Origin of the sequence: Streptomyces uncialis (assembly GCF_001905345.1) — a bacterium.
GTDB lineage: Bacteria > Actinomycetota > Actinomycetes > Streptomycetales > Streptomycetaceae > Streptomyces > Streptomyces uncialis.
In genome coordinates this window covers 365929-391542 of sequence record NZ_LFBV01000008.1, presented here as the reverse complement: position 1 = coordinate 391542, position 25614 = coordinate 365929, and the positions used below count along the sequence as shown (strand labels likewise).

The window sequence follows — 25614 nt, the reverse complement described above, 5'->3', positions numbered from 1 at the left end:
GGGCCCGAGGCGGTGTCGGTGGGCGGGGCTATCGTGCGGGGCACCCGATGCCTTCCGGGCCGGATACCGGTTTGCCGGGCGGACACCGGTCAGGTCCCGCGCCGTTGCCCCGAGGAGGCACCCGATGGGCGCTCGTTCGTTCATGCTGGCGGCACGGATACCGATGTCGCGCGACGGCTTCGACGCGTGGCTGCGCACACCCCTGCCCGGCCTCGGCATCATCGAGAACCCGTCCGCGATGTACGCGGGGTGGGCCGTCGACGGCGCCGACCCCGACTGGGACATGACCGCGCTCGCCGCCCACTACCCGCAGGCGGTGGCCGGAATCCGCGCCGACCGGGACAAGACCCCCCAGCAACTGCTCGCCGCCCGCGCCGCACGGGGCGACGACCTGCTCCGCCACCGTGACGAGGCGCTTGAGGTCTATCTGTACGACTACCACGGCGAGGAGACCCGCACCCGGACCGACCTCCTGATGCTGGCCGGTGCGGGCCGCTTCGCGCACCCCGGCACCGAAGCGCCGGTCATGTACTGGGGCGGCGACATCGACCCCGGTCTCCCCATGCCCGGTGAAGAGCCCCTCGCGGTCCTGCTCGTCACCAGCACCCGGGCCCGCTTCGTCGCCACCTACCCGCTCGACGCCCTGATCGCGGACCTGACCCCCGTCGAGGCCGACTTCCTCACCCTGACCGGCTACGGCCACCCCGAGAACCCCAGCGGCACACCAACCCTTGCACCATGACAAGTCGCGGGGGGACGAACCCGGGCGGGGCCCAGGAAGTTCACCGGCGCCGCTTGCTGCCCGATACGGCTTCGGGCGCCTCACCGTGTTCCAGATACGCGGTCAGGCCGCTCGCGCGAGCCTGGAACCCGGCGTTGATCCTGCGCACGAGGCGGGGGACGGTGAGCTCCGGCAACCGTTCGGCGTGGTGGAAGCCGTAGCCGCGCAGCTCGTCGGCCTGAAGCCTGATCCGACGGCGGTGATCCACGCCGAGCAGGCCCCCGTCGAAGAGGTAGAGCACCTTGTCCCCCTCCCCGGGGCTGGGCGCCCAGTCGACCACGAGCAGCCGGCCGATACGCGGTGTGATGGCCAACTCCTCGCGGACCTCGCGCACACAGGCTTGCAGGGGCGACTCGTTCCGCTCGACATATCCACCCGGAACGTCCAGATGGTCCTTGTAGGACGGCTCGACAAGCAGGACACGACCGGCTTCATCGAAGAAGAGGGCGCCCGCTGCCATACGGGGGTGGGCCATCTTCGCCTCATGCTCGTTCACAGCCCGGACTCTAACCGCCCGCGAGAACGCGAAGCCTGCGGGCCGGTTCGGCAATGGCCGGGACGGCATGCGTCATGACGATGAGCCGGTGGAACGCGCCCAGGGCCGTGAACCCGAGCTGGACGCGCTCGCGTTGGTCCGCACCCCGGACGACCTGGACGGCCTGGCCGGTCCGCACGCGGACTACCTGGAGCCGGTCGTACGCCGCTACACGCGGGTGCCGTCGCGGCACGAGGGCTGACGGGCTGAGCGTCGGTGCGACCCGGCCCGGGTGCCCGTTCAGTCGTCCAGGTCGATCACGAAGTCCACGACGGTGGTGTCGCCGCGCCGGACGATCGGGTGAGCGACCTCCACGACGCGGCCGGTGTCCGCGATATGGCGCCGGGTGTATCGCAGAACCGGAACACCCGCGCCGATACGCAGGACCGCCGCTTCGTGCTCCGTCGGCATGGCCGCCGTGAACGACTCGGTGACCTGCTTCACGCTGATCCCCAAGGTCGCGAGCTGCGCCCGGGTGCCGCCCGGCCAGGGTTCGTTGATGGGGTCCGCGACGGGTGTGCCGGCCACGTCCGACCAGCGCACGTAGCTGGTGCTCATCTGGGTGGGCTGGTCGTTGTCGTGGAACACGAAGTGCCTGGCGAGCAGCCGCTCCCCGGGCTCACAGCCGAAGAGCGCGGCCAGCTCCGCGTCCGCCCGCACCTGCTCGAACCGCTTGTCGAGTCGGTACTCGGACCAGTCGATCCCCTGGTCCCGGGTGTACGGGGTGGACGGTCCCGTACCTCGCGCGGTCCGGTACCGGTCGGCGTGCTCGCTGGTCATCGTCCTCGGGCGGGTCCTGAGGCCGCGTACGTGGTGAACGCCGCCCAGGTGGTGGGTGCGAGTGCCAGTTCCGGGCCGGTGGTGTTCTTGGAGTCACGGACGTGGACGGTTGCGGGACATGCGGCGACCTCCACGCACGCGCCGCCTTCGTCACCGCTGTACCTGGACCTGTGCCAGCGGTACGCGGTCTCCACGCACTGCCCGCCCTGGTCGCCGCTGTGGCTCGACCTGAACCACGTGTACGACGCTTCGAGGCATTCGCCGCCTTCGTCGCCGCTGTGGGTCGACTTGAACCAGTCGCGTTCCGTGGTCATGGCCACTCCGTCCGACGACGCCGCCTGTCTGCTTCGACTGTGACGGCGTCGCGACGGGTTGCCAACCATGTCCTTTCGGACGATGTACGGCTGCGCGGTTCAGCCTTCGGCCGCGTACGTGGTGAACGCCGCCCACGTGCTGGGCGCGACCGCCAGTTCCGGGCCGATGGGGTTCTTCGAGTCACGAACGTGGATCGTGTCCGGGCAGGCGGCTATCTCGACGCAGGCGCCGCCTTCGCTACCGCTGTAGCTGGACTTGTGCCAGGTGTAGGCGGTCTCAAGGCACTGGCCGCCTTCGTCGCCGCTGTAGCTCGACTTGAACCACTGACGTGCGGTGCTCATTGATCCCCCAGGAGATCGTCCAGAAGGTCCCGGGACCTCTCGACGGAGAGGGCCTGAGTCCGCAGCATTGCATATTTGCGCGAGAGGATGGACACCGTCTCCGGGTCGGAGATCCACTGGCTTCCACGCTGCGTCTCCGCGTACGCCAGGTGCTGGTGATCGGATGTCTCCAGCATGATGAACGGGCCGTCCAGCCCGGCATGTGAGGGGCTGTCCATCGGCATGAACTGGAGTGCCACGGTGGGGAGCCGCGAGCACTCCAGCAGATGGCTGAGCTGCCCCTTGTGCATGGCCGGGTCGCCCAGCGAGAGGCGCAGCACCGGTTCCCAGATCACGAAGCTGACCGTCGGAGGGTTCTTCCGGTGGAGTATCTGCTGGCGCTCCATTCGGCCAGCCGTCTTCGTCTCGATCTCGGACTCCTCGTAGGCCGGAATCCTGTTACGCAGAACCGTGTTCGCGTACTTCTGGGTCTGGAGCAGGCCCGGGAGTACCTGGTTGTCGTACCAGGACAGCGTCACGGCCTCCCGCTCATGGGCCATGTACTGCTCGGCCCACATGGGGAACTGGTCGATCTCGGGGAGGTTGTCCACGCCGATGAACAGCAGGCCCTTGGTGTCGAGGGTGCGGTCCAGCAGTTCCGCGATGTCCGGCTTCAGGGGACGGCGGCCCTGTTCGATCGAGGCGATCGTCTCCTCGTCGAGGCCCACTTCCCCCGCGAGGGTCCGCTGTGTGTAGCCTGCGGCGACGCGGGCCCCGGCCAGCTGCTGGCCGAGCATCTTCATCGATGTGGTGTTCTTGGCACGTTTCCTGGGGCTCATGAGGTCCCAACTTTCACTGGCAGCCCGGACTCCTTTGTCCCACCCCGTACTTGACAGCGGTACGGGGCGACTCACTGCACCACGGTAATCACGCTCCGCAATCTTTGCCATGTGAACGAGTCAACTCAACTGAGCCTCACCCGATCGAAGTTCTTCCTGGGTGAGCTGCAATCCGTCCGTGCCGCGCGGGAGTTCGCGCGGGCGCTGCTCCGTGAGTGGGAGCTGTCCGGGCTCCACGGGTCCGTGGTCCTGTGTGTGAGCGAACTGGCCACCAACGCGCTGCTGCACGGCGCTCCGCGCGACGACGGGTTCTGGCTGCGGGCCGGGTACGACGGGGCGGTGTTGCGCGTCGAGGTGCGGGACGGGGGCGCGGGGGTGCCGTGTGTGGGAGAGGGGGTGCCGGACGAGTCGGGGCGGGGGCTGATGCTCGTCGCCGCGTCGAGTGACGCCTGGGGTGTGGACCGGGACCCGGACGGGAGCGGAAGCGGCAAGGCCGTGTGGTGCGAGTGGAAGGTGCCCTGACGCGGTCCTGTCCCCTTCGGTGTGGACCCGATCGTCCGGATCGGGGGCCGGGTCAGCCCAGTGCAGCGTCCAAGTGTTGCTGTACGGGCTCGAACAGTCCGTACGGGACGTACTGGGGAATCTCGTCATGGGTGACCCAGGCGAACGCGTCCAGCTCATCGGCGTCCGCGACATGCGCTGTACCGCTGACGACCTCACACACCGTGTAGGACATCAGCCGTCCGGTCGCCGGATGGACGCGCTCGCCGAGCGGTTTGAGGGCCTTCACCTTCAGCCCGGTCTCCTCAAGGGTCTCCCGTACGGCCGCGTCCTCGCGTGATTCACCGGGCTCGACCTTCCCGGCGGGGAACTGCCAGGAGAGTCGGCCCTCACTGACCCGACGCCGCACCAACAGCACTCGGTTGTCGTGCACGATGATGGCCGCCGCGACCCCGGGCCGCTCGTCAGCGTTCTGCTGTGTCACGTCTGCTCCTCCAGGACTGCCAGGACTGCCAGGACTGCCAGGACGGGGGAGATCGTATCGACGGGGACGAAGCGGGGCGCCGACTTTCCGGGCACCCGCATCACGTCCGCATCCACCCCCCTTCGGCGTGGACCCGATCGTCCGGATCGCGGAACGGTGGGTGTAGGTGGCATGCGTCTCGTTAGGGTGCCCGGCACAGCCGCCGGGGCCGGACGGGCCCCCGTAACCTCAGGAGTCACCGTGCGGAACGTCGTGGAACCGCCTCCCCTGGCCGCGCGGGTCGCCCGGACAGGCGGCTCACCCGTGCGGGACATCCTCGCCGTGACCTCGCGGCCCGAGGTCGTGAACTTCGCGGGCGGACTCCCCGCGCCGGAGCTGTTCGACCACGAGGGCGTCGCCGCCGCGTTCCGCGACGTGCTCGCGGAGAGCTCCGGGCGGGCGCTCCAGTACGCGACCACCGAGGGCGAACCGGGGCTGCGGGCCGCGCTCGCGGAGCGGACGACCGTCCGGGGGCTGGCCACCGGGGCGGACGACGTGCTGGTGACCACCGGGTCCCAGCAGGGGCTCTCCCTGCTCGCGGGCGCGCTGATAGACCCGGGGGACACCGTCCTCGTGGAGCGGCCGTGCTACCTCGCGGCGATCCAGGCGTTCGCGTTCGCGGGCGCCCGGATCGTGGCCGTGCCGGGGGACGGGGACGGGGTCGACCCCGGGGCGCTGGACCGGCTCGCCGCCGCGCACCGGCCGAAGCTGTTCTACTCCGTGCCGACGTTCCAGAACCCGACCGGCCGGACGATGCCGCTCGCCCGGCGGGAGGCCGTCGCGGAGGTGGCGGCGCGGCGCGGGCTGTGGCTCGTGGAGGACGATCCGTACGGGGAGCTGCGGTTCGAGGGGGAGCGGGTGCCGTGGATCGCGTCGCTGGAGGCGGCGGCCGACCGTACCGTGCTGCTCGGCAGTTTCTCGAAGGTGATGGCGCCGGGCCTGCGGCTGGGCTGGCTGCGGGCGCCGGGCGCGCTGCGGCGGGCCTGTGTCGTGGCGAAGCAGTCCGCCGATCTGCACACCCCGACCGTCAACCAGCTCGCCGCGGCCCGCTATCTCGCGGACCGGGACCTGGACGCCCATGTGCGGACGGTCGCCGCCGCGTACGGGGAGCGCCGGGACGCGCTGCTCGGCGGGCTGGCCGACGCGCTGCCGGAGGGTTCGGTGTGGAACCGGCCCGAGGGCGGGATGTTCGTGTGGGCCCGGCTGCCGGACGGTGAGGACTCGGGGGCCCGGCTGAAGGAGGCCGTCGCGCACGATGTGGCGTACGTGCCCGGGGCGCCGTTCCACAGCGACACCCCGGACCCGGCGACCCTGCGCCTCTGCTTCGTCACGCACACCCCGGACGAGATCCGGGAAGGGCTGCGACGGCTCGGCAAGGTGTTCCGCTGAACGTCACGGCTTCGGCGCGGATCACTCCGTGCTGGTGCGCGTCACATCACGTCACTCACCAGACTTACTTCACTTCACTTCACTTCGTGGAGTTTTCCGGTGCCCACATCGAACACAAATCCGCGTGCGCTCTTATGGGTGATAAAAGGGCTCGCCTTGATGCGGCGAATGGACTGCCGTACGTCCTCGTCCAGATCCGTGAACGACTCCGGGGACCAGAACGGACGCATTCCGACCTCGTGCTGGATGTCCGTCTTGAACTCGTCATCGGTGAACGTGAGCATTCCGCAGTCCGTGTGATGGATGAGGAGGATGTGGCGGGTGCCCAGCAGCCGCTGGCTGATCACCAGGGAGCGGACGGCGTCCTCGGTGATCGCGCCGCCCGCGTTGCGGATGATGTGGGCGTCGCCCTCGCGCAGGCCCAGGATCGAGAAGATGTCGAGGCGTGCGTCCATGCACGCCACGACCGCCAGCCTGCGCCTCGGGGGGAGGGCGAGGGGCCCGGAGAACGCCGCCGCATAGGTCTCGTTGTTCCCCAGGAACTCATCTGTCACAGTCAATTCGTGCCTCGCATTCGATGACGGCCGGCCCCCTGAATTCCACACGCCCCAGGGTGCCGTACCGCTGTGGCGGGGACACCGTAGCGGGCGGTAAATCGAACAGGAAAGAAGCGGCGTCAATGCGTACACAGGACCGCAACGCCCGGCAATACTGCCGAAATGAAAGGGCGCGGACGGGGGAGCGCGCTCCGGCGTGGGAGGCCGCGCACACGCCACAGGGGGCGCCCGGAGGCGCCCCCTGTGAAATGTGTACTCCGTGGCTGCTGGGTTACAGCCGCTCGGGGGTCCGGATGCCCAGCAGCTCCATACCCTGGTGCAGGGTGGCCGCCGTGATCTCGCAGAGGAACAGCCGGTTCCCGACCTGCTCGGGGGTGTCCGCCTTGAGGACCGGGCACTTGTCGAAGAACGTCGTGTAGTGCGACGCGAGCTGGTAGAGGTACGCGGTCAGCTTGTGCGGGGCGTACTCCTTCGCCGCCTCCGTGACCGCCTCGCCGAACTGGTCCAGATGCAGCCCGAGCGCGCGCTCGGCGTCCTCCAGCGTCAGCTCCGGGTGCGCGACCGGCTTGGCCTCGCCCGCCTTGCGCAGGATCGAACGGTTCCGGGCGTACGCGTACTGGAGATACACACTGGTGTCGCCGTGCAGGGACACCATCTGGTCGAGGTCGAACTTGTAGTCACGGCTCGCGGACGTGGACAGGTCCGCGTACTTCACCGCGCCGATGCCGACCTGGCGGCCCCGCTCGCTGATGTCCTCCTCGGAGAGCTGCCCGAGGGTGTCCTTCTCGCGGACGACGGCCGTGGCGCGGTCGATCGCCTCGTCCAGCAGGTCCTCCAGCCGGACCGTCTCGCCCTCACGGGTCTTGAACGGCTTGCCGTCCGCGCCGAGGACCGTGCCGAAGGCGAGCTGCACCGCGCGGACGTCGTCGGTCAGCCAGCCCGCGCGGCGGGCCGTCTCGAACACCATCTTGAAGTGCAGGGCCTGCCGGGCGTCGACCACGTACAGCAGGGTGGACGCCTTGAGGCCGAACACCCGGTCGCGGATCGCCGACAGGTCGGTGGCCGCGTAGCCGTAGCCGCCGTCCGACTTGCGGACGATCAGCGGGGTGGGGTTGCCGTCCGGGCCCTTGACGTCGTCGAAGAACACGCACAGCGCGCCCTCCGAGCGGACCGCGACACCCGACTCCTCCAGGATGCGGCAGGTCTCGTCCAGCATGTCGTTGTACCCGGACTCGCCGACCACGTCGGGGTCGCGGATCTCCATGTCCAGCTTCTCGAAGACCGAGTAGAAGTAGAGCTTCGACTCGTCCACGAAGCGCTGCCACAGCGCCCGGGTCTCCGGGTCGCCCGCCTGGAGGGCGACCACCCGGCGGCGGGCGCGCGCCTTGAAGTCCTCGTCCGAGTCGAAGAGTGTCCGCGCGGCCTTGTACAGCCGGTTCAGGTTGGACATCGCGGTCCGGCCCTCGGCCGGGTCCGCCGCGCCGCCCTGGTGGTCCAGCTCGTGCGGGTGGTCGATCAGGTACTCGATGAGCATCCCGAACTGGGTGCCCCAGTCCCCGATGTGGTGCCGGCGCACGACCGTCTCGCCGGTGAACTCCATCAGCCGGACCGCCGCGTCACCGATGACCGCCGACCGCAGATGGCCGACGTGCATCTCCTTGGCGACGTTCGGCTGCGCGTAGTCGATCACCGTGGTGCCCGGGTGCTCCGCGTGCGGCACGCCGAGACGGCCGCCGTCGTCCGCGAAGCGCGCGGCGAGGTTCGCGGTGATCGCGCGGTCGGTGACCGTGACGTTCAGGAAGCCGGGGCCCGAGACCTCGATCTCCTGGATCACGTCGTCCGCCGGGACGGCGTCCGTGACCCGGCCGGCCAGCTCGCGCGGGTTGGCCTTCGCCTTCTTCGCGAGGGCCAGGATGCCGTTGGCCTGGAAATCGGCCCGGTCGCTTCGTCGCAGCAGCGGGTCCGCGGCGCCGGACTCCGGCAGGGCTGCCTGGAGGGCCGCCGCGAGGCGCTGGTGGACGGAAGCGGAAAGGGACGTGACCGAGGCCATGGAGGGGTGCCGTTCTGCTCGGGTTCCGGAAGGTGCCTTCGGGTGCTGGAAGGCATCTGGGGCAGCCGCCGCCGCTCGCCCCACGGCCGGGCCGGGAGGAGTGCGCACGGCTACAGGCTCCGAGTATCCCACGCGCCCCGCGCCCGCTGAAAAGCCGTTTTCGCCCTTGCGGCGGTAGCTGGGAGAATGGGGCGGACCGCTCTCGTACCACCGCGCCCGACCACGCCGCCGCCCACCGTGCGAGCGGGCCGGGCGGACGGTACGAGGACGGAACGGCGGACCGCCCCACCGGCGGCGCCGCAGGGTCAACACTGGGAAAGAAGGACGTGCCGATCGTGGCTCAGAGCAACGAGACCACCGACTGGGTCTCCCGTTACGCGGACGAGGTCATCGAGGCGTCGGAGCGCCGGGCCCCCGGGAAACCCGTCGTCGTCGCGTCCGGTCTCTCCCCGTCCGGCCCGATCCACCTGGGCAACCTCCGCGAGGTCATGACCCCGCACCTGGTCGCGGACGAGATCCGCCGCCGGGGCCGGACCGTGCGCCATGTGCTGTCGTGGGACGACTACGACCGCTACCGCAAGGTGCCCGCCGGGATCGACGGCGTGGACGAGTCCTGGGCCGAGCACATCGGCAAGCCGCTGACCTCGGTGCCCGCGCCGAAGGGCTCCCCGTACGCCAACTGGTCGGAGCACTTCAAGGCCGCGATGACCGAGGCGCTCGCGGAGCTCGGCGTCGAGTACGACGGCATCAGCCAGACCGGGCAGTACACCGCCGGCGCGTACCGCGAGCAGATCCTGCACGCGATGCGCCACCGCGGCGACATCGACGCGATCCTCGGGCAGTACCGCACCAAGAAGGCGCCGCCGAAGAAGCAGCAGAAGCCGCTGGACGAGGCCGAGGTCGAGGCCGCCGAGGGGTCCGGCGCGGCCGGTGAGGACGACGGCTCCACGGCCGCCGGGTACTTCCCGTACAAGCCGTACTGCGGCAACTGCGAGAAGGACTTCACCACCATCACGTCGTACGACGACGACAGCACCGAGCTGGCGTACACGTGCGACGTGTGCGGCTTCGGCGAGACGGTGCGGCTCAGCGAGTTCAACCGCGGCAAGCTGGTGTGGAAGGTCGACTGGCCCATGCGCTGGGCGTACGAGGGCGTGATCTTCGAGCCGTCGGGCGTCGACCACTCCTCGCCCGGGTCGTCGTTCCAGGTCGGCGGGCAGATCGTCGGCCCGATCTTCGGCGGGGAGCAGCCCATCGGGCCGATGTACGCCTTCGTCGGCATCTCCGGCATGGCGAAGATGTCCTCCAGCAAGGGCGGGGTGCCCACCGGCGCCGACGCGCTGGAGATCATGGAACCGCAGCTGCTGCGCTGGCTGTACGCGCGCCGCCGCCCGAACCAGTCGTTCAAGATCGCCTTCGACCAGGAGATCCAGCGGCTGTACGACGAGTGGGACAAGCTCGGCGCGAAGGTCGCGGACGGGTCGGTGCTGCCCGCCGACGCGGCGGCGTACGCGCGGGCCGTCGGGACCGCCGCGGGTGAGCTGCCCGCGACGCCGCGCGCGCTGCCGTACCGGACGCTCGCGTCCGTCGCGGACATCACGGGCGGTCATGCCGACCAGGCGCTGCGGATTCTCGACGAGCTGGACCCGGAGCGTCCGCTGGGTTCGCTGGACGAGGCGCGGCCCCGGTTCGACAAGGCCGAGGCGTGGACGCTGCGGTATGTGCCGAGCGAGGCGCGGACCGTGGTCCGCGGGGAGCCGGACACCGAGCTGCTGGGCTCGCTGGACGAGCGCGGGCGGGAGTCGCTGCGGCTGCTCCTCGACGGGCTCGACTCGCACTGGTCGCTCGACGGGCTCACCGGGCTGGTGTACGGGGTGCCGAAGGTGCTGGCCGGGCTCGCGCCCGACGCGAAGCCGACCGCTGAGCTGAAGGCCGCGCAGCGGGAGTTCTTCGTGCTGCTGTACCGGCTGCTGGTCGGGCGGGACACGGGGCCGCGGTTGCCTACGTTGTTGCTTGCGGTGGGGGCGGGGCGGGTGCGGAAGCTGCTCGCCGGCTAGCGGTTCTCTCCCGCCCACCCACCCCTCGGCCCCGTCCTCCCCAGGACGGGGCCCTTCGCGTTCCCGGGGCGCCCGGGTCCCGGGGTTTCTTGTGCTGGGCGTACTTGTCCCTGTGCCGTCGCTCGTGGGGTGCGCAGTTCCCCGCGGGCCGCCTTCGCTTGCGCTTCCCAGGTCCGTCCGGGTGAACGTACTTGTCCCTGCGCGGGCCGTTCGTGGGTGCGCAGTTCCTCGCGCCCCTGGGTTTCCTGTGCTTGGCCTGCTTGTTCCTGTGCCAGTACTTCGGTGGTTTTGCGCAGTTCCCCGCGCCCCTTAGGTCGTCTCACCTGGGCGTACTTGTTCCTGTGCGGGCCGTTCGTGGGTGCGCAGTTCCCCGCGCCCCTTGGGTCGTCTCACCTGGGCGTACTTGTTCCCGTGCGGGCCGTTCGTGGGTGCGCAGTTCCTCGCGCCCCTGGGTTTTTTGTGCTTGGCGTGCTTGTTCCTGTGTGGGTACTTCGGTGGTTTCGCGCAGTTTCCCGCGCCCCTTGGGTTCCCCACCTGGGCGTACTTGTTCCTGTGCCGATACGTCGTGGGTGCGCAGTTCCTCGCGCCCCTGGGTGGTGCCCCCTTGCGGGCGCTGTTCGGGTGCGGGCCGGTCCTCGTTTTTGCGCAGTTCCCCGCGCCCCTTTGGAGGCGCCACCTGGGGCTGTTCTCCGTCTGCGGGGACGGGGTTGGACCATCCTCCTCGTGCGGGCGCTCGGCTGCGGGAGGGGGTGGGCGGGAATCTCTGCCCGCAGACTCCGATGCTCTTCAGTCGAGTCACGGAACGTCGTACCGAGCGTGTCGGATCGAGGACGGAGAATCCCGACCGGCACCGACCCGAAGAACCGACCGGACGCGCCCCAAAGGGGCGCGGGGAACTGCGCACAACCCACGAGCGACGGCACAGGGACGAAGTGCGCCCAGCCGGACAGACCTCGGACGCGCAAGCGAAGGCGACCCGCGGGGAACTGCGCACAACCCACGAGCGACGGCACAGGGACAAGTGCGTCCCGCCGGACAGACCTGGGAAGCGCAAGCGAAGGCGACCCGCGGACCCCTTTGACTCGCAGCGTGCCGCACCCCCATACTCTCCGCATCGCATCATTCCACTAACTAACTAGTGAAACGGGGGACCTGAATGAGCGGCGATTCCCACCCGTACGCCGTCGAGGCTCTGGACCTGGGCAAGAAGTACCTCCGAGGCTGGGCCCTGCGTGACGCTTCCTTCCGCCTGCCGGCAGGCTGCATCAGCGCACTCGTCGGCCCGAACGGCGCCGGAAAGTCCACCTTCCTCGGCATCGCCGCGAGGCTGCTGCGCCCGACCACCGGCAGCCTGCGCCTCTTCGGCACGGAGGTGAGCGACCCCGCCGCGCTCCAGCGCGTCGCCTTCGTGGACCAGGAACGCCCGCTCTACAAGGGCTTCAGCGTCGCCGAGACCCTGCGCCTGGGCCGGGAGCTCAACCCCCGCTGGGACCAGGCCGCCGCCGAGCGGATCGTGGAGGCCGGCCGGGTACCGCTCGGCGCCCGGATCGGCACGCTCTCCTCCGGCCAGCGCACCCGCGTGGCGCTGGCACTGGCCTTCGGCAAGCGGGCCGAACTCCTCCTCCTCGACGAGCCGATGGCCGACCTCGACCCGCTCGCCCGGCACGAGCTCTCCGCGCTGCTCCTCTCGGAGGCCACCGAACGCGGACTGACCGTACTGATGTCGTCGCACCTCCTCTCGGAGCTGGAGGAGATGTGCGACCACCTGGTCGTCCTCGCCGACGGCCGTCTCCGGATGGCCGGTTACGCGGACCAGCTGATCCCCGCCCACCGGCTCGTCACCGGACTCGCCGACCCGGGCCCCGGCTCCGGTCACGACGACCACGGAGTGCTGCCGCCCGTCTTCACCGAGCGCCACACCGTGATCGAGTCCCGGATCACCGGACGCCAGTTCACCGCCCTGATCCGGCCCGGAACGGACGCCGTCGACGCGTACGAGAGCGTCGAGCCGAGCCTCGAAGAGGTCCTGCTCGCCTATCTGCGCTCCGCCGAAGCGCCCGCGCTGATCACCCCCGGCGCCGATGTCACCGCCCCCGCCACCGCCCCGGCGGCCCCGCAGAAGGGAAGGGCCGCATGAGCGCCCTGACGACCACCGCGGCGCCGAGCGACCGCGCCGCCGCCCCGGCCCGCGGGCTCCTGCGCGGGACGAGCTGGGTGGTGTGGCGCCGCAACCGCACCGTGCTGCTGCTGCTGATCGGCGTCACCGTCCTGTTCGCCGGGTACTCCGTGTACCTGCACGGAATGCTCGCCGACTTCCTGGCGTCGCCGCAGGCCGCCGCCAAGCCCGGCCAGCTGCTGCCGCACCACGAGGAACGCATGGGCACCGCCTTCTTCCTGCTCGCCTTCCTGCCGGCGATCCTCGGGGTGTTCCTCGGCGCCCCGCTGCTCGCCGCCGAGCAGGAGCACAACACGCTGCGGCTGATCACCACGCAGTCGGTCGCGCGCCTGCGGGTCGTCATGACGATGCTGGCCCTGCCGCTGCTGGTCGTCGCCGTCACCACGGCCCTGATGTCGGTGGCCTTCACCTGGGTGTGGCGTTCGGTGGACACCCGTTTCTCCCACGGCAACTGGTGGACCAGCGACGTCATCGCCACCACGGGCCCGGTCCCGGTGGCGCTCGCCCTTTTCAGCACCGCGTTCGGCATCCTCGCCGGGGCGGTCCTGCGGCGCTCCGTCGCCGCGATGGGCGTCACCTTCCTCGTACTCGTCCTGGGAGCCCAGACGCTGAAGGACCGGGCGCCGGAATACTTCGTCACCTTCCACCAGCTCACGTACCCCTTGGGCGGGGACGCCCCGGAGCTGAAGTCCGGTGAGATCCAGGTGGACAACTGGGTCGGCAGCGCGGACGGCACCCTGCACGGATGGGGCAAATGCGTCCTGATGACGGAGGCCGAGAGCGACGCGTGCGTGAAGAAGCATGGGATCGTGAACGACGTGATCGACTATGTGAAGCTCGATCAGCTGCCCGGCATCCAGTGGTCCATGACGGCGGTACTGCTGGCGATGACCGCGGCCATGCTCGTCGCCACGGTGTTCTGGATGCGGCGCAAGTCGCTGTGAGGCGGCACGTGGGAAGAACGAAGGGGTGACCATGGTCGAGTTCCGGATCGACCGGCGCAGCGGCATGGCCACGTATCTCCAGATCGTGCAGCAGGTCAAGCAGGCACTGCGGATGGGCATCCTGGTCGAGGGGGACCGGCTGCCCACCGCGGCGCAGGTCGCCGCGTCCACACGGGTCAATCCCAACACCACGCTCAAGGCGTACCGGGAGCTCGAACGCGAGGGGCTGGTCGAGCCGCGGCCCGGGGTCGGTACGTTCGTGAGCCAGTCCCTCGCGCGTCCGCCCTCGGAGGACGGTGCGCGGCTGACCGCGGAGCTCGTCGCCTGGATGGACGACGCACGGGCGACGGGGATGGAACGGGAGGACGTCCAGGCACTCCTGGACGCCACACTGGAGCAACGCTTCCCGCCCCCCTGACCCCCGAACCCCAGGGGCGCCCCAAAGGGGCGCGGGGAACTGCGCAAAGGACGAGAACCGCCCCGCACCCGAAGAGCGACCGCAATGGGGCAGCACCTCAGGGGCGCGGGGAACTGCGCACCCCACGAACGACCTGCACAGGGACAAGCGCGCTCAGCACAGGAAACCCGACCGCACAGGGACAAGCGCGCTCAGCACAGGAACCCGGGGGCACGACCGAGGGTGACCCGGACGCCCCCCCTGCGGCCCGCCCGGAAGGGCCCTGCACCGTTCGATGTACCCCCGTCTCCCCCGCGCGCAGGACGAGATCCCGGGGGCCCCGGGGTCATGCTGGAGGCATGAAAGAGATCTGCGCATGGACCGGCTGGATCGTCGGAATCCAGGGCGGACTGGGTCTGCTCGGACCGGTGTGGGGGGACGGCCCGCAGGGCCTGCTCCACCACTGGTTCGACCTGTCCCCGGCCGCGTACGCCGTCATTCTCGTGGGCGGACTGGCACTCGGCATCTGGGCGGACATCTCCCGCAAGCGGGACAAGGTCCGCGCCGCACGCTGAACCCCGCCGTCAGGCGATGTGCTCCTCGGTCATCTCCGTGTTGAGACGGTCGCCGAAGGACTTCACATAGCGCTTCAGCGCGGCGTCGCTCTCCTGTATCCCGTACGTGGACTTGATGTCCGCGCCGAAGGACGCCGGGGTCGGCATACTGCCCTGGCCCTTCGTCGACTGCCGGAACACCTGGTAGTAGGCGTTCTCCTGCGACATCCCCTCCGGGAAGCGGGAGTCCGGCCGCAGCGCCTCCACGGCACCCTGACCGTCGCCTTGCCCGACGCCCTGCCCGACACCCTCGACGGCCGCGTCGACGGCTTCCCCCAGCCGCGCCTCCGAGGGATCGGGCGCCGTACCGTCCGAGGCCGTGCCGTTCGGAACCGCTCCGTTATAGGCCGCTCCGTTCTGGAACGTACCGTCCGGTACCGGGAAGCCGTTGTCCTGCGGATCCCGTTCCGCCCGTGGGCCCGGGATCGTCCCATGGCCGAGCGGCCGGGTCTGGCCCGGTCCTGACGGGACATGGAACCCCGGCCGCGGCGGCTCCGGCCGTACGTACTCCGGCTGCGGGTACTCCTGACCCCGGTGGCCGTCGCCCTGGTGGCCGTCGCCCCGGAAGCCGTCCTCGAAAGCCTGGCCGTCCTCGTACGCCCGCTGGTCCTCGAACCCGCGTTCGTCCTGGTAGCGGCGGCCCTGCTGGCTCTCGTACTGGTCCTGCTCGTCGTACCACTGCTGGTACTGCGCGGGGGGCTCGTACGACGAGGACGGGTCGTAGCCGCCCTCGTACCGCTGCTGTTGCTGCTGCTGCTTGAACCAGGGGCTCAGGCCCTCCTCCGGCTCCGGCTCGGGTCCGGGGTCGGGTTCCGGTTCCCTGCCGGGCTCCGTGCCCGGCTCCGCGCCGGGTTCCGGTGCGCGCCGGGGCGCGGGGGCCAACTGGCGTTCCGGTTCGCGGCCCAGGGCCGGGGCGGGGGCCGCGACCGGTCCGGGGGCCGTGACCTGGCCCTGGGGGGCGACCGGCGGGAGGACGGCTGGTTCGATACCGGCCGCCGCCAGCCCCGAGGGGGCCGTCTCCGCCAGCGGTACCCCGTACTTGGCGAGCCGCAGCGGCATCAGTGACTCCACCGGGGCCTTGCGGCGCCAGGAACGGCCGTAGCGGGACCGCAGCCGGGCCCGGTAGACGAGACGTTCCTGCTCCAGCTTGATGACCTGGTCGTAGCTGCGCAGCTCCCACAGCTTCATCCGCCGCCACAGCAGGAACGTCGGCACCGGGGAGAGCAGCCAGCGCGTCAGCCGCACGCCCTCCATGTGCTTGTCCGCGGTGATGTCCGCGATCCGGCCGACCGCGTGCCGCGCGGCCTCCACGGTCACCACGAACAGCACCGGTATCACCGAGTGCATGCCCACGCCGAGCGGGTCGGGCCAGGCCGCGGCGCCGTTGAACGCGATCGTCGCCAGCGTCAGCAGCCACGCCGTCTGCCGCAGCAGCGGGAACGGGATACGGATCCACGTCAGCAGCAGATCGAGGGCGAGCAGTACGCAGATGCCCGCGTCGATGCCGATCGGGAACACATAGCTGAAGTTCCCGAAGCCCTTGGTCAGGGCGAGCTCACGGACGGCCGCGTACGACCCCGCGAAGCCGATGCCCGCGATGACGACCGCGCCGGCGACGACCACCCCGATCAGAATCCGGTGTGTACGTGTCAGCTCTACTTTCCCGGCCACCGTCGCTCCCCTCCCCGTTCTGCTGTTGCGCGCAACAGCGTGACACAGGTGCCGCAGGTGTCAGGAGGTGGCTTTCGGGGACTTGTTCTTCGCGGGGGCCTCGGGGGAGGCTCCGGCGCCACCGTCCGCGTCCGCCTGCTTGTCCCCGCTCTTGTCCTTCGGCTTGCCCTTGTCGCCGCTCGCGGAGGGCGCCGCGTCCTTCTCGTTGGCCGCGACGACCGCCGCCACGACCTCCTTGGCGGCCCGCTCCGCCGACTTGGTGAGCGCGGCGGCGTCCGGCGTCCTGTCCCCGGCGAGTCCGGCGCCGTTGTAGTCGAGGGTGACCACGACGTTCTCGACCCGGGCGACGACCGTCTGCTGCTTGAAGTCGCCTTCCTTCTTCTTCAGGTCGTAGCGCACGGTCCGCGCCTCGTCGCCCGTGCCGGACAGCGGGGTGGTGCCGAGCTTCTTCGCCCCGTTCGTGGCCTCGGCGTCCTTGACCTGCTTGGCCAGGTACTCGCCCGCCAGCTTGTCCCCCGCGCCACGGGTCTGGTCCGAGTCGAAGCGCAGCAGCGACACGTTCAGCCAGCGGAACTGCGAGCCCTTGACGCCGTTGTTGTCGAGGCTGCTCCAGGAGCAGGTGCCGCGGGTGGCGGTGTCGTCGGAGGTGCTGGCCTTGCCCGCGCCGCCCTTGGGGACGAGATCCTCGCGGGTCTTCTTCGCCAGCGACTCACAGGGGTCGGGGAGCTTGGCGTACGCCGCTTCCGGGACCTTCGGCGCCGACGACCCGCCGCTCGGGGAGGTGGCGGCGCCGGACGCCGACGCGTTCGCCGGGGTCTTCTTCCCCGCGTCGTCCGAACCGGAGTCGGACGAGCAGCCGGACGCGCCGATGATCACCGTTACGGCGGCTGCGCAGGCGAGAACGCGGGTGAGTCGCTGTGCTGGTCGGTGCATGGTTCCTTCACTCGTGACGCTGTGCATCGGTCGTCGTTGCGGGGGGTCCGGTGGGCCACGGTACGCCGAACAGGTGACCGCCGAGGCCGTGACATCCGGTTCCCCGGCGGTCCGGCGGCTGCCCGGCGGACCGTCAGTTGCTGAGCCGCTCGGCCAGCCGCGCGGCCAGGTTCCGCGCCCTGTCCTGCATTTCCCTGCTGCTCGGCGGCTCGCCGGGAACGGTGGGCTGGGCCTCGTACTCGATCGTCACCACCACGTTCGACGTGCGGAACACCACAGTGACCGTGCGGCGCTGTGTGGAGCCCGGACTGCCGAGGGCGTCGTCGACGAAGGCGGCGTCACCGAGGTCGTCGAGGACACGGGGCAGCAGGGCGGTGAGGTCGTCCTCGGTCGCCGCGTCGTCCGGTTCGCCGGAGTTGTCGGCACTGCTGGTGCTGCCGGTGCTGCCGGTGCTGTCCGTGTCTCCGGGGCCGTCCGTGCTGCCGGAGGCGCTCGCGTCGCCCGCGTCGTCCGGTTCGCCGGAGCCGGTCGGGGCGCTGGAGCCGGGGGAGCCGTCCGGCTTCGGGGACGTCTCCCCGGCGGGGCTCTTCCCGGACGCGGTGGCGGGACCGGTGGACGACGACGGGTCCGGGGCGTCCGACGCTCCCGCGGACGGGGTGCCGGACGGCGGGAGTTCCGCGGCCTTCTCCTTGTCCGCGTACACCTCTTCCGCGCGCTGGTCGTCGCTGACGTCGCTGTCGTAGGACACGATCCGGTCCAGATCGACCAGCAGATGGTGGGTGGCGGCGGCCGACTCCGCCTTCCAGCGGCAGCCGACCCGCCGGTCCGTGTCGTACGTGGCGGTCGCGGTGCCCTCGTACGCCTTGTTCCGCTGCTCCTCGTCCGGGTTCTCCTTGATACCGGGGAGCAGCGAGTCGAGGGTGCTCCGGCTGAGGGCGCCGCACGGCTCGGGCAGGGTCCGGTAGCGGCCGGGCTCGGCGGCCGGGACGGCCGCTCCGGCGTCGCCCTGCTTGGCGTCACCGGTGGAACCGCCGCTGTCGTCGCCGGCGGTGCAGCCGGCGAGCAGTGCCGTGAGGAGCACCGCGACGCCCGGTACGTACGCCTTCCGCTGCACGGTCATGCGCTCCTCTCGACACGGGTCGCGCCGGGGGCGCGGAGGTTCGGCGGGGCTTATTCGCTTGCCGCCGGGGACAGGTCGACCGACATTATGTGTATCGCACGCATGGCCGTGGACGCCGGTCCGTCATCCCATTCATGGACCTTGGCTCCGGTATTTGCGCTTACAAACTTTTGAACGATTACGGGGGAAAGAGGGCGCTATGTCGTACGTAGAAGTCCCGGGGGCCAAGGTACCGATCCGGATGTGGGCCGATCCGGCCACCGTGGAGGAGGGCGCGCTCCAGCAGCTGCGCAATGTCTCGACGCTGCCGTGGATCAAGGGCCTCGCGGTCATGCCGGACGTGCACTACGGCAAGGGCGCCACGGTCGGCTCGGTGATCGCGATGCAGGGCGCGGTGTGCCCGGCGGCGGTCGGGGTGGACATCGGCTGCGGGATGTCTGCGGTGAAGACGTCCCTCACGGCCAACGATCTGCCCGGTGACCTCTCCCGGCTGCGCTCGAAGATCGAGCAGACCATCCCGGTGGGCCGGGGCATGCACGACGACGCGGTCGACCCGACCGGCTTCCACGGTTTCGCCACGGCGGGCTGGGACGACTTCTGGACCCGTTTCGACGGGGTCGCGCAGGCCGTCCACTTCCGCCAGGAGCGCGCGACGAAGCAGATGGGCACGCTGGGTTCGGGGAACCACTTCGTCGAGGTCTGTGTCGACTCGCAGGACGCCGTCTGGCTGATGCTGCACTCCGGTTCGCGCAACATCGGCAAGGAACTGGCGGAGCACCACATGGGCGTCGCCCAGTCGCTCCCGCACAACCAGGGCCTGGTCGACCGTGACCTCGCGGTGTTCGTCGCGGACACCCCGCAGATGGCGGCGTACCGCAACGACCTCTTCTGGGCGCAGGAGTACGCGAAGTACAACCGGGCGCTGATGATGTCGCTGCTGAAGGACGTCGTACGCCGTGAGTTCAAGAAGGCCAAGGTCACCTTCCAGCCGGAGATCTCCTGCCACCACAACTACGTGTCGGAGGAGCGCTACGACGGTATGGACCTGCTGGTCACCCGCAAGGGCGCGATCCGGGCGGGCTCCGGCGACCTCGGGATCATCCCGGGCTCGATGGGGACCGGTTCCTACATCGTGCGCGGTCTGGGCAACGAGGAGTCGTTCAACTCCGCCTCGCACGGCGCCGGACGGCGGATGAGCCGCAACGCGGCGAAGCGGCGGTTCACGGCGCAGGACCTGGCGGACCAGACCCGGGGTGTGGAGTGCCGCAAGGACTCCGGTGTCGTGGACGAGATCCCGGCCGCGTACAAGCCGATCGAGCACGTCATCGAGCAGCAGCGGGACCTGGTCGAGGTCGTGGCCAAGCTGAAGCAGGTCGTCTGTGTGAAGGGCTGACGGGGCGGCCGGGCCGGGGTCATCGGGTGCGGTGGACCTTGGTGTTGGACGCCTGGGCGCGGGGGCGGACCACCAGGAGGTCGATGTTGACATGGCTGGGGCGGGTGACGGCCCAGCCGATGGTGTCGGCCACGTCGTCCGCCGTGAGGGGTTCGGCGACGCCCTCGTAGACCTTGGCGGCCTTCTCCTCGTCGCCCCGGAACCGGGTCGTCGCGAACTCGTCGGTCCTGACCATGCCGGGGGCCACCTCGATCACCCGGACCGGACGGCCCACGATCTCCAGCCGCAGCGTCTCGGCGAGTACGTGCTCGGCGTGCTTGGCCGCCACATAGCCGCCACCGCCCTCGTAGGCCGCGTGGCCCGCCGTGGACGACACCACCACGACCGTGCCGTCACCGCTCGCCTCCAGCGCGGGGAGCAGGCACTGGGTGACGTGCAGGGTGCCGATGACGTTCGTCTCGAACATCCGGCGCCAGTCCGCCGGGTCGCCCGTGGCCACCGGGTCGGCGCCGAGGGCGCCGCCCGCGTTGTTCACCAGGACCTCGCACGCGGCCAGGCCCGCCGCGAAGGACTCGACGGCCGCCCGGTCGGTGATGTCCAGCGGATACGCCGTGGCCCGGTGGCCCGCCGCCGTCAGCTCCTCCGCCAGGGCCTCGATCCGGTCCTTGCGGCGGGCCGTGAGCACCACATGGAACCCCTCGGCGGCGAGCCTGCGCGCGGTCGCGGCACCGATGCCGCTGCTGGCACCGGTCACCACCGCCGTACGTCCGGCGCCGGGCGCGGTACGGGACTGGGTGCTGGGGTCCGGGCGGGTCATGCGGGGCTCCTCGGCCTGGGCGGTGGGACGGACTGGGTGAACAGCGCGGGCCGGGTCCACGCGGACGGCTCGTGTGCTGGTACGGCCCGTGCGGGTCCGGGCCGGGGCCCGGGGACGGCTGCGTGCCGCTTCAGGATAGGTCGGCGCCACCGACCCGTGGCGGGCCTGTGGACAACCCGTCGCCCCACCTGTGGACAACCCCGGTCCGGCGGTCGGCCGGGCTCCGCCGGGCCGCCGGGTGCCGAGTCCGGCCCTGTCCGGCCGCCCTGTGCCGTGCCGGGTCGCGACCGCCCGTCCCGGTGCCCGGTGCCGTCACCTGTTGGGTGGCGCCTGCCCCGGGAGGCATCGGGGATACATCGAGGTGTGGTGGCGGGTGAGCGGCGGCCGGAGGAGTGGGTGCGAGTGGTGGACGCGACGCGCGGGTGTGCGGCGACGGCGGAACGGGGCGGTGCGCGGTGGGCGGGGGCCGTCCGGGCCGTACGGGGCGGACGAGGGGGCCGGGGGGTGGGTGCGGCGGCCGTGATGGGCGCGGTGGTGCTCGTGGTGGGGGGAGCGGCGCCGATGAGCACCCTCGTGCCGGCCGCGAACACCCCCGCGCCGTCCAGGACCGACCCCGTGCCGTCCACGACCGAACCCGTGCCACCCGTGACCGCTCCCGCGCCGCCCGAGCCGGAGGCCGATCTGGCTCAGCACGGGAGTGTGTCCCTGGCGGGGGGCGGGGCCGAGCTGCGGTTCACCCCGCAGAACTTCGGTCCGGCCGACATCGACGACGCCACCGTTCGGCTGGACTGGTCCGAGCCGCTCGCGGACGGCCAGTCCCTGCCCGCGTCGTGCGTACGGGCGGACCGCTCGTCCCTGGTGTGCCGGACGGGCGGGCTGGTGGCGGGCAGCCTCGGGGAGCGGATCGACGTACCGGTCCGGTTCCAGGGCGCGCCCAGCGAGGTGACCCTGCGGATCGGCACGCTGTGGAACGGCGGCGCGCGGGACGGCAACCCCGAGAACAACGAGCACGAGGTGCTGGTGCTGGACACGGGGGACGTCTACCACTTCTGACCGGCCGCGCGACCACTGCTGACAGCCGCCCCGGTGCCGTCCGACCGTCCCCGCGCCGACCGTCCGGGTCAGTGGCGGCGGTACGCGGCCGGGGGTACGCCGACGGTCGCGGTGAAGTCCCGTACGAGGTGGGCCTGGTCGGCGTAGCCGAGGTCGGCGGCGAGGGCCGCCCAGTCGACGGCCCGGTCGTTCTCCGCGTGCTCCAGCACCTCGTGCACCCGGTGGCGCAGGATGATCCACTTGGGTCCCACCCCGACGTACGCCGCGAACAGCCGCTGGACGGCCCGTACCGTCAGGCCCGCCTCGCGCGCGAGGTCGGTCACCCGCCGCAGGGACCGGTCGTGGCGGACGCGGTCGGCCAGGGCCGTCGCGAGGCCGGCCCGGGGGTCGGGCGCGGGACCTTCGCCGTGCGGGCCGAGACCCAGCAGGAAGGCGTCGAGCGCGGCCACGCGCGCGTGGTCGTCGTCGGGCGCCAGGAAGGCGTCCGGATCGGGGTCGGGGACCGGGTCGCCGCCGGGCGCGCGCAGCACGTCCGTGAGGGGGAGGTGCCAGCCGGTCCACCGGGACACGGGCGCGTGCGGCGCGAAGGGCCGGAAGCCTCCCGGGCGGAACTGGACACCGCTGACCCGGCCCCGCCGCTCCAGCTTCCGGGTGAACAGCCCGAGCCCGATGCCCGCGACCTCGCCGCGGGGCTCCTGGTCCTGCTGGAAGACGATGTTGACCGACGGGTGCGGGACGACATGGGTGGCGTACGGCTCGGTGAGGTCCCAGTCGATCAGCCAGTAGTGCTCCAGGTACGGGCGCAGCGCCCCGGCGGGGAGGTACCGGCGGAAGCGGACCCGGGCGAGCAGTTCGTCCGCGTCGACGATGCCCCTGGTGTCCCGGCGTGGAGCGGCCATGGGGGGATCGTATGCGTGGCCTTCCCGACCGGGCTGCCGCGTTCGTCCCGGCCGGGCTGTCGCGTTTCTTCAAGCGGTGGCCGGGGGCCGTTCGTACGGTGGCCGTATGAGCGATCTCCCGAAGGACCCCGCATCCGCATCCGCCGACCGCTACCCGCCGGGGCCCGCTCTGGGGCCGCTGCTCGGCGCCTCGGGCGGGCAGGCGGTCTCCCTGGTCCGCGCGGTGCCGGACGACGCGCTGGCGGCGGCCACGCCGTGTGCCGACTACGACGTGCGGGCGCTGGTGAACCATCTGTTCCAGGTGGTGACGCAGTTCCGCGAGCTGGCGCTGAAGAAGCCGTCCGACTTCGGTGACACCCCGGACGTGGTGGGAACGGACGGGCACTGGCGGGAGTCCTTCGCCGCCGCCGTGGACGAGCTGGTCCGGGTCTGGTCGGCGCCGGGCGCGGAGGAGGGCACCACGGGGGCGATGGACATGCCCGCGCGGACGGTGGGGTGCCTGGTGCTGCTGGACCTCACGGTCCACGCGTGGGACCTCGCGCGGGCCACGGGGCGGGAGTACCGGCCCGATCCCGGGGGCGCCGGGGTGGTGCCCGTCCTGGCGACGGCGGTGACGGGGCTGGCGCCCACGGCCCGGCGGATGGGGATGTTCGCCGAACCGCTCCCGGTGCGGGAGGACGCGCCGGACTTCGAGCGGCTGCTGGCGGTCACCGGCCGCGACCCGGGGTGGACGCGGCCGTAGCGGAGACGGGGGCGCGGCGGCCATAGCGGGGGTGTCCGGCGCCCGTGGCGGGGGCTGTGGCCGCCGCAGGGCGCGGAAGGCGATCGGGAGGGCCCGGCGGGCGTGGAAGCGCCCACCGGGCCCTCCGGCGCCCGCTCCGGCCCCTCCAGCCCCACGCCGACACCCTCACACCGCCCCTCACCGCCCCCCACCGATCCCCGTGAGCCCCCTCCCACGCCCCCGCCGGGGTGCGGGAATACCTTGTGCCGGGGTACCGTTCTGTCGGTGTAGTTGAACAATCAACCACTTCTGAGGGTGAGCAGTCATGCAGTTCGGGATCTTCAGCGTCGGCGATGTCACGACCGATCCGACGAACGGCCGTGTTCCGTCCGAGCACGAGCGGATCAACGCGATGACGGCGATCGCGCTGAAGGCCGAGGAGGTCGGGCTCGACGTCTTCGCGACCGGTGAGCACCACAACCCGCCGTTCGTACCGTCGTCCCCGACGACCATGCTCGGCTGGATCGCGGCCCGCACCGAGAACCTGATCCTGTCCACGTCGACCACGCTGATCACCACCAACGACCCGGTGAAGATCGCCGAGGACTTCGCGATGCTCCAGCACCTCGCGAACGGCCGGGTGGACGTGATGATGGGCCGCGGCAACACCGGCCCGGTGTATCCGTGGTTCGGCAAGGACATCCGCCAGGGCATCCCGATGGCGATCGAGAACTACGCGCTGCTGCACCGGCTGTGGCGCGAGGACGTCGTCGACTGGGAGGGCAACTTCCGTACGCCGCTCCAGTCGTTCACCTCGACGCCGCGCCCCCTCGACGGGCAGCCGCCCTTCGTGTGGCACGGTTCGATCCGCTCCCCGGAGATCGCGGAGCAGGCCGCCTACTACGGTGACGGCTTCTTCCACAACAACATCTTCTGGCCCAAGCAGCACACCCAGCGGATGGTGGAGCTCTACCGCGAGCGGTACGCCCACTACGGGCACGGCACCGCCGAACAGGCCATCGTCGGACTCGGCGGTCAGGTGTTCATGCGGAAGAACTCGCAGGACGCGGTACGCGACTTCCGTCCGTACTTCGACAACGCGCCCGTCTACGGGCACGGTCCGTCCCTGGAGGACTTCACGCAGCAGACGCCGCTGACCGTGGGCTCGCCGCAGGAGGTCATCGAGAAGACGCTGTCGTTCCGTGAGTACGCGGGCGACTACCAGCGTCAGCTGTTCCTCGTCGACCACGCGGGACTGCCGCTCAAGACGGTCCTGGAGCAGCTCGACCTGCTCGGCGAGGAGGTCGTGCCGGTACTGCGCAAGGAGTTCGCCAAGAACCGCCCCGCGAACGTGCCGGACGCCCCCACCCACGGCTCGCTGCTTGCCGCCGCCCGCAGCGGCAAGGACAACGGCAACGACAACGGCAGGAAGCAGGAGGTGACCACCGCATGAAGCTCGTCGTCGTATCCGCCGGACTGAGTGTCCCCTCGTCCACCCGGCTGCTCGCGGACCGGCTCACCGAGTCGGCCGTGCGCGGGGCCCCGGGGACGGACGTCCACGTCATCGAACTGCGTGACCTGGCCGTCGACATCGCGAACAACTTCGTCACCGGCTTCCCGGCGCCCGCCCTGGAGGCGGCGCTGGGGAAGGTGGCGGAGGCGGACGCCCTGATCGTGGTCTCGCCCGTGTTCTCGGCCTCCTACAGCGGACTGTTCAAGTCGTTCTTCGACGTGATCGACAAGGACGCGCTGAGCGGGAAGCCGGTCCTCATCGGCGCCACCGGGGGCACCGGACGCCACTCGCTGGTCCTCGACCACGCCCTGCGGCCGCTGTTCGGCTATCTGCGGGCCGTCGTCGTCCCGACCGGGGTGTACGCGGCGTCCGAGGACTGGGGCGCCGAGGGGCTCGCCGAGCGCATCGAGCGGGCCGCCGGGGAACTGGTCGCCCTCACCGCCCCGTCCGCGACGGTCCCCGCGCAGGAGCGGGGCGCGGCGCCCGCGCGCGGGCAGGCACCCCGTACGGTCGGCTCCGTCGAGGACCGCCCGCTCGGGACCGGCTCCCTCAAGGACCGGGTCGTCCCCTTCGAGCAGCAGCTCGCGGCCCTGAAGGTCCGGTGACCCTGCCGGGCACCACGGTCGACGGCAGCACGGACCGCGACACCACGGCAGTGCCGACAACGGCACCACAGGGAACGGCACGGAGAAGTACCCCACGCGCGCGTGGCCGAC

General features: G+C 71.1%; 27 protein-coding genes. 14 read left to right on the top strand and 13 right to left on the bottom strand.

Annotated elements, in window-relative coordinates; genetic code table 11:
- The first annotated feature begins 124 nt into the window (after positions 1-124).
- Complete coding sequence (locus AB852_RS28305) at positions 125-742, top strand: hypothetical protein (protein ID WP_073793031.1); 618 nt, start codon at positions 125-127, stop codon at positions 740-742.
- A gap of 40 nt (positions 743-782) precedes the next feature.
- Here AB852_RS28305 and AB852_RS28300 read toward each other — a convergent pair whose 3' ends face one another.
- Positions 783-1256 (bottom strand): NUDIX domain-containing protein, encoded by a 474-nt coding sequence (locus AB852_RS28300; protein ID WP_073793030.1) that lies wholly within the window; start codon positions 1254-1256, stop codon positions 783-785.
- Positions 1257-1344: 88 nt separating this feature from the next.
- Here AB852_RS28300 and AB852_RS39955 point away from each other — a divergent pair, with 88 nt between their 5' ends.
- Positions 1345-1518 carry a hypothetical protein gene (locus AB852_RS39955; RefSeq protein WP_178391131.1) on the top strand — a complete coding sequence of 58 codons (174 nt, stop codon included), beginning with the start codon at positions 1345-1347 and terminating at the stop codon, positions 1516-1518.
- 38 nt (positions 1519-1556) lie between these two features.
- On the opposite strand, the gene AB852_RS28295 is transcribed toward AB852_RS39955, so the two are convergent.
- The 4 genes from AB852_RS28295 to AB852_RS28280 all read right to left on the bottom strand — a co-directional run bounded on the left by AB852_RS28295 (position 1557) and on the right by AB852_RS28280 (position 3570).
- Positions 1557-2096 (bottom strand): UTRA domain-containing protein, encoded by a 540-nt coding sequence (locus AB852_RS28295; protein ID WP_107499371.1) that lies wholly within the window; start codon positions 2094-2096, stop codon positions 1557-1559.
- Positions 2093-2410, bottom strand: coding sequence for a DUF397 domain-containing protein (locus tag AB852_RS28290; protein ID WP_073793029.1), 318 nt, complete (start codon positions 2408-2410; stop codon positions 2093-2095). Before AB852_RS28290 ends, AB852_RS28295 begins: the two co-directional genes overlap by 4 nt.
- 99 nt (positions 2411-2509) lie before the next feature.
- The gene (locus tag AB852_RS28285; protein WP_073793028.1) at positions 2510-2752 is read right to left on the bottom strand and encodes a DUF397 domain-containing protein; all 243 of its coding nucleotides are present in this window, start codon (positions 2750-2752) and stop codon (positions 2510-2512) included.
- On the bottom strand, positions 2749-3570 hold the full coding sequence (locus AB852_RS28280) for a helix-turn-helix domain-containing protein (RefSeq protein WP_073793027.1): 822 nt from the start codon (positions 3568-3570) through the stop codon (positions 2749-2751). The genes AB852_RS28285 and AB852_RS28280 overlap by 4 nt, the downstream gene beginning before the upstream one ends.
- Positions 3571-3681: 111 nt before the next feature.
- On the opposite strand from AB852_RS28280, the gene AB852_RS28275 reads away from it, so the two are divergent.
- Positions 3682-4092 (top strand): ATP-binding protein, encoded by a 411-nt coding sequence (locus AB852_RS28275; RefSeq protein ID WP_073793026.1) that lies wholly within the window; start codon positions 3682-3684, stop codon positions 4090-4092.
- 52 nt (positions 4093-4144) lie between these two features.
- Here AB852_RS28275 and AB852_RS28270 read toward each other — a convergent pair whose 3' ends face one another.
- Positions 4145-4555, bottom strand: coding sequence for an NUDIX hydrolase (locus AB852_RS28270; protein WP_073793025.1), 411 nt, complete (start codon positions 4553-4555; stop codon positions 4145-4147).
- A 171-nt stretch (positions 4556-4726) separates the two neighbouring features.
- On the opposite strand from AB852_RS28270, the gene AB852_RS28265 reads away from it, so the two are divergent.
- The gene (locus AB852_RS28265; protein WP_079184976.1) at positions 4727-5983 is read left to right on the top strand and encodes an aminotransferase-like domain-containing protein; all 1257 of its coding nucleotides are present in this window, start codon (positions 4727-4729) and stop codon (positions 5981-5983) included.
- 74 nt (positions 5984-6057) lie between these two features.
- Here the strand turns inward: AB852_RS28265 and AB852_RS28260 are convergent, their stop codons facing one another.
- Together AB852_RS28260 and argS are read right to left on the bottom strand one after the other, a co-directional pair.
- Positions 6058-6543: a beta-class carbonic anhydrase gene (locus tag AB852_RS28260; protein WP_073793023.1), complete on the bottom strand. Its 486-nt coding sequence runs from the start codon at positions 6541-6543 to the stop codon at positions 6058-6060.
- 268 nt (positions 6544-6811) lie between these two features.
- A complete protein-coding gene (argS, locus tag AB852_RS28255) occupies positions 6812-8590 on the bottom strand; it encodes an arginine--tRNA ligase (protein WP_073793022.1) in 1779 nt (592 codons plus the stop codon).
- 326 nt (positions 8591-8916) lie between these two features.
- Between argS and lysS the strand changes: the two genes are divergently transcribed.
- From lysS to AB852_RS28230, 5 genes are all read left to right on the top strand, one after another.
- Positions 8917-10647, top strand: a complete 1731-nt coding sequence (gene lysS / locus AB852_RS28250; protein WP_073793021.1) for a lysine--tRNA ligase — start codon at positions 8917-8919, stop codon at positions 10645-10647.
- A 1156-nt stretch (positions 10648-11803) separates the two neighbouring features.
- On the top strand, positions 11804-12784 hold the full coding sequence (locus AB852_RS28245) for an ABC transporter ATP-binding protein (RefSeq protein ID WP_073793020.1): 981 nt from the start codon (positions 11804-11806) through the stop codon (positions 12782-12784).
- On the top strand, positions 12781-13767 hold the full coding sequence (locus AB852_RS28240) for an ABC transporter permease (RefSeq protein ID WP_073793019.1): 987 nt from the start codon (positions 12781-12783) through the stop codon (positions 13765-13767). The genes AB852_RS28245 and AB852_RS28240 overlap by 4 nt, the downstream gene beginning before the upstream one ends.
- A gap of 31 nt (positions 13768-13798) precedes the next feature.
- Positions 13799-14185: a GntR family transcriptional regulator gene (locus tag AB852_RS28235; protein WP_073793018.1), complete on the top strand. Its 387-nt coding sequence runs from the start codon at positions 13799-13801 to the stop codon at positions 14183-14185.
- A gap of 338 nt (positions 14186-14523) precedes the next feature.
- The gene (locus tag AB852_RS28230; RefSeq protein WP_073793017.1) at positions 14524-14739 is read left to right on the top strand and encodes a hypothetical protein; all 216 of its coding nucleotides are present in this window, start codon (positions 14524-14526) and stop codon (positions 14737-14739) included.
- A gap of 9 nt (positions 14740-14748) precedes the next feature.
- Here AB852_RS28230 and AB852_RS38080 read toward each other — a convergent pair whose 3' ends face one another.
- The 3 genes from AB852_RS38080 to AB852_RS28215 all read right to left on the bottom strand — a co-directional run bounded on the left by AB852_RS38080 (position 14749) and on the right by AB852_RS28215 (position 18502).
- Positions 14749-16449, bottom strand: a complete 1701-nt coding sequence (locus AB852_RS38080; protein ID WP_107499370.1) for a DUF2637 domain-containing protein — start codon at positions 16447-16449, stop codon at positions 14749-14751.
- 60 nt (positions 16450-16509) lie between these two features.
- Positions 16510-17382 carry a DUF3558 family protein gene (locus AB852_RS28220; protein ID WP_245876954.1) on the bottom strand — a complete coding sequence of 291 codons (873 nt, stop codon included), beginning with the start codon at positions 17380-17382 and terminating at the stop codon, positions 16510-16512.
- Between the two features lie 133 nt (positions 17383-17515).
- The gene (locus tag AB852_RS28215) at positions 17516-18502 is read right to left on the bottom strand and encodes a DUF3558 domain-containing protein (protein ID WP_342748506.1); all 987 of its coding nucleotides are present in this window, start codon (positions 18500-18502) and stop codon (positions 17516-17518) included.
- Between the two features lie 199 nt (positions 18503-18701).
- On the opposite strand from AB852_RS28215, the gene AB852_RS28210 reads away from it, so the two are divergent.
- Positions 18702-19895 (top strand): RtcB family protein, encoded by a 1194-nt coding sequence (locus tag AB852_RS28210; RefSeq protein ID WP_073793015.1) that lies wholly within the window; start codon positions 18702-18704, stop codon positions 19893-19895.
- Between the two features lie 19 nt (positions 19896-19914).
- Here the strand turns inward: AB852_RS28210 and AB852_RS28205 are convergent, their stop codons facing one another.
- Positions 19915-20712, bottom strand: a complete 798-nt coding sequence (locus tag AB852_RS28205; protein ID WP_073793014.1) for an SDR family NAD(P)-dependent oxidoreductase — start codon at positions 20710-20712, stop codon at positions 19915-19917.
- 561 nt (positions 20713-21273) lie between these two features.
- Here AB852_RS28205 and AB852_RS28200 point away from each other — a divergent pair.
- Complete coding sequence (locus AB852_RS28200; protein WP_245876953.1) at positions 21274-21765, top strand: hypothetical protein; 492 nt, start codon at positions 21274-21276, stop codon at positions 21763-21765.
- A 68-nt stretch (positions 21766-21833) separates the two neighbouring features.
- Here AB852_RS28200 and AB852_RS28195 read toward each other — a convergent pair whose 3' ends face one another.
- A complete protein-coding gene (locus tag AB852_RS28195) occupies positions 21834-22664 on the bottom strand; it encodes a helix-turn-helix domain-containing protein (protein ID WP_073793013.1) in 831 nt (276 codons plus the stop codon).
- A 106-nt stretch (positions 22665-22770) separates the two neighbouring features.
- On the opposite strand from AB852_RS28195, the gene AB852_RS28190 reads away from it, so the two are divergent.
- The 3 genes from AB852_RS28190 to AB852_RS28180 all read left to right on the top strand — a co-directional run bounded on the left by AB852_RS28190 (position 22771) and on the right by AB852_RS28180 (position 25503).
- The gene (locus AB852_RS28190) at positions 22771-23406 is read left to right on the top strand and encodes a TIGR03086 family metal-binding protein (protein WP_079184974.1); all 636 of its coding nucleotides are present in this window, start codon (positions 22771-22773) and stop codon (positions 23404-23406) included.
- Between the two features lie 304 nt (positions 23407-23710).
- Positions 23711-24838: an LLM class flavin-dependent oxidoreductase gene (locus tag AB852_RS28185; protein ID WP_073793012.1), complete on the top strand. Its 1128-nt coding sequence runs from the start codon at positions 23711-23713 to the stop codon at positions 24836-24838.
- The gene (locus AB852_RS28180; RefSeq protein ID WP_073793011.1) at positions 24835-25503 is read left to right on the top strand and encodes an FMN reductase; all 669 of its coding nucleotides are present in this window, start codon (positions 24835-24837) and stop codon (positions 25501-25503) included. Before AB852_RS28185 ends, AB852_RS28180 begins: the two co-directional genes overlap by 4 nt.
- Positions 25504-25614 lie beyond the last annotated feature (111 nt).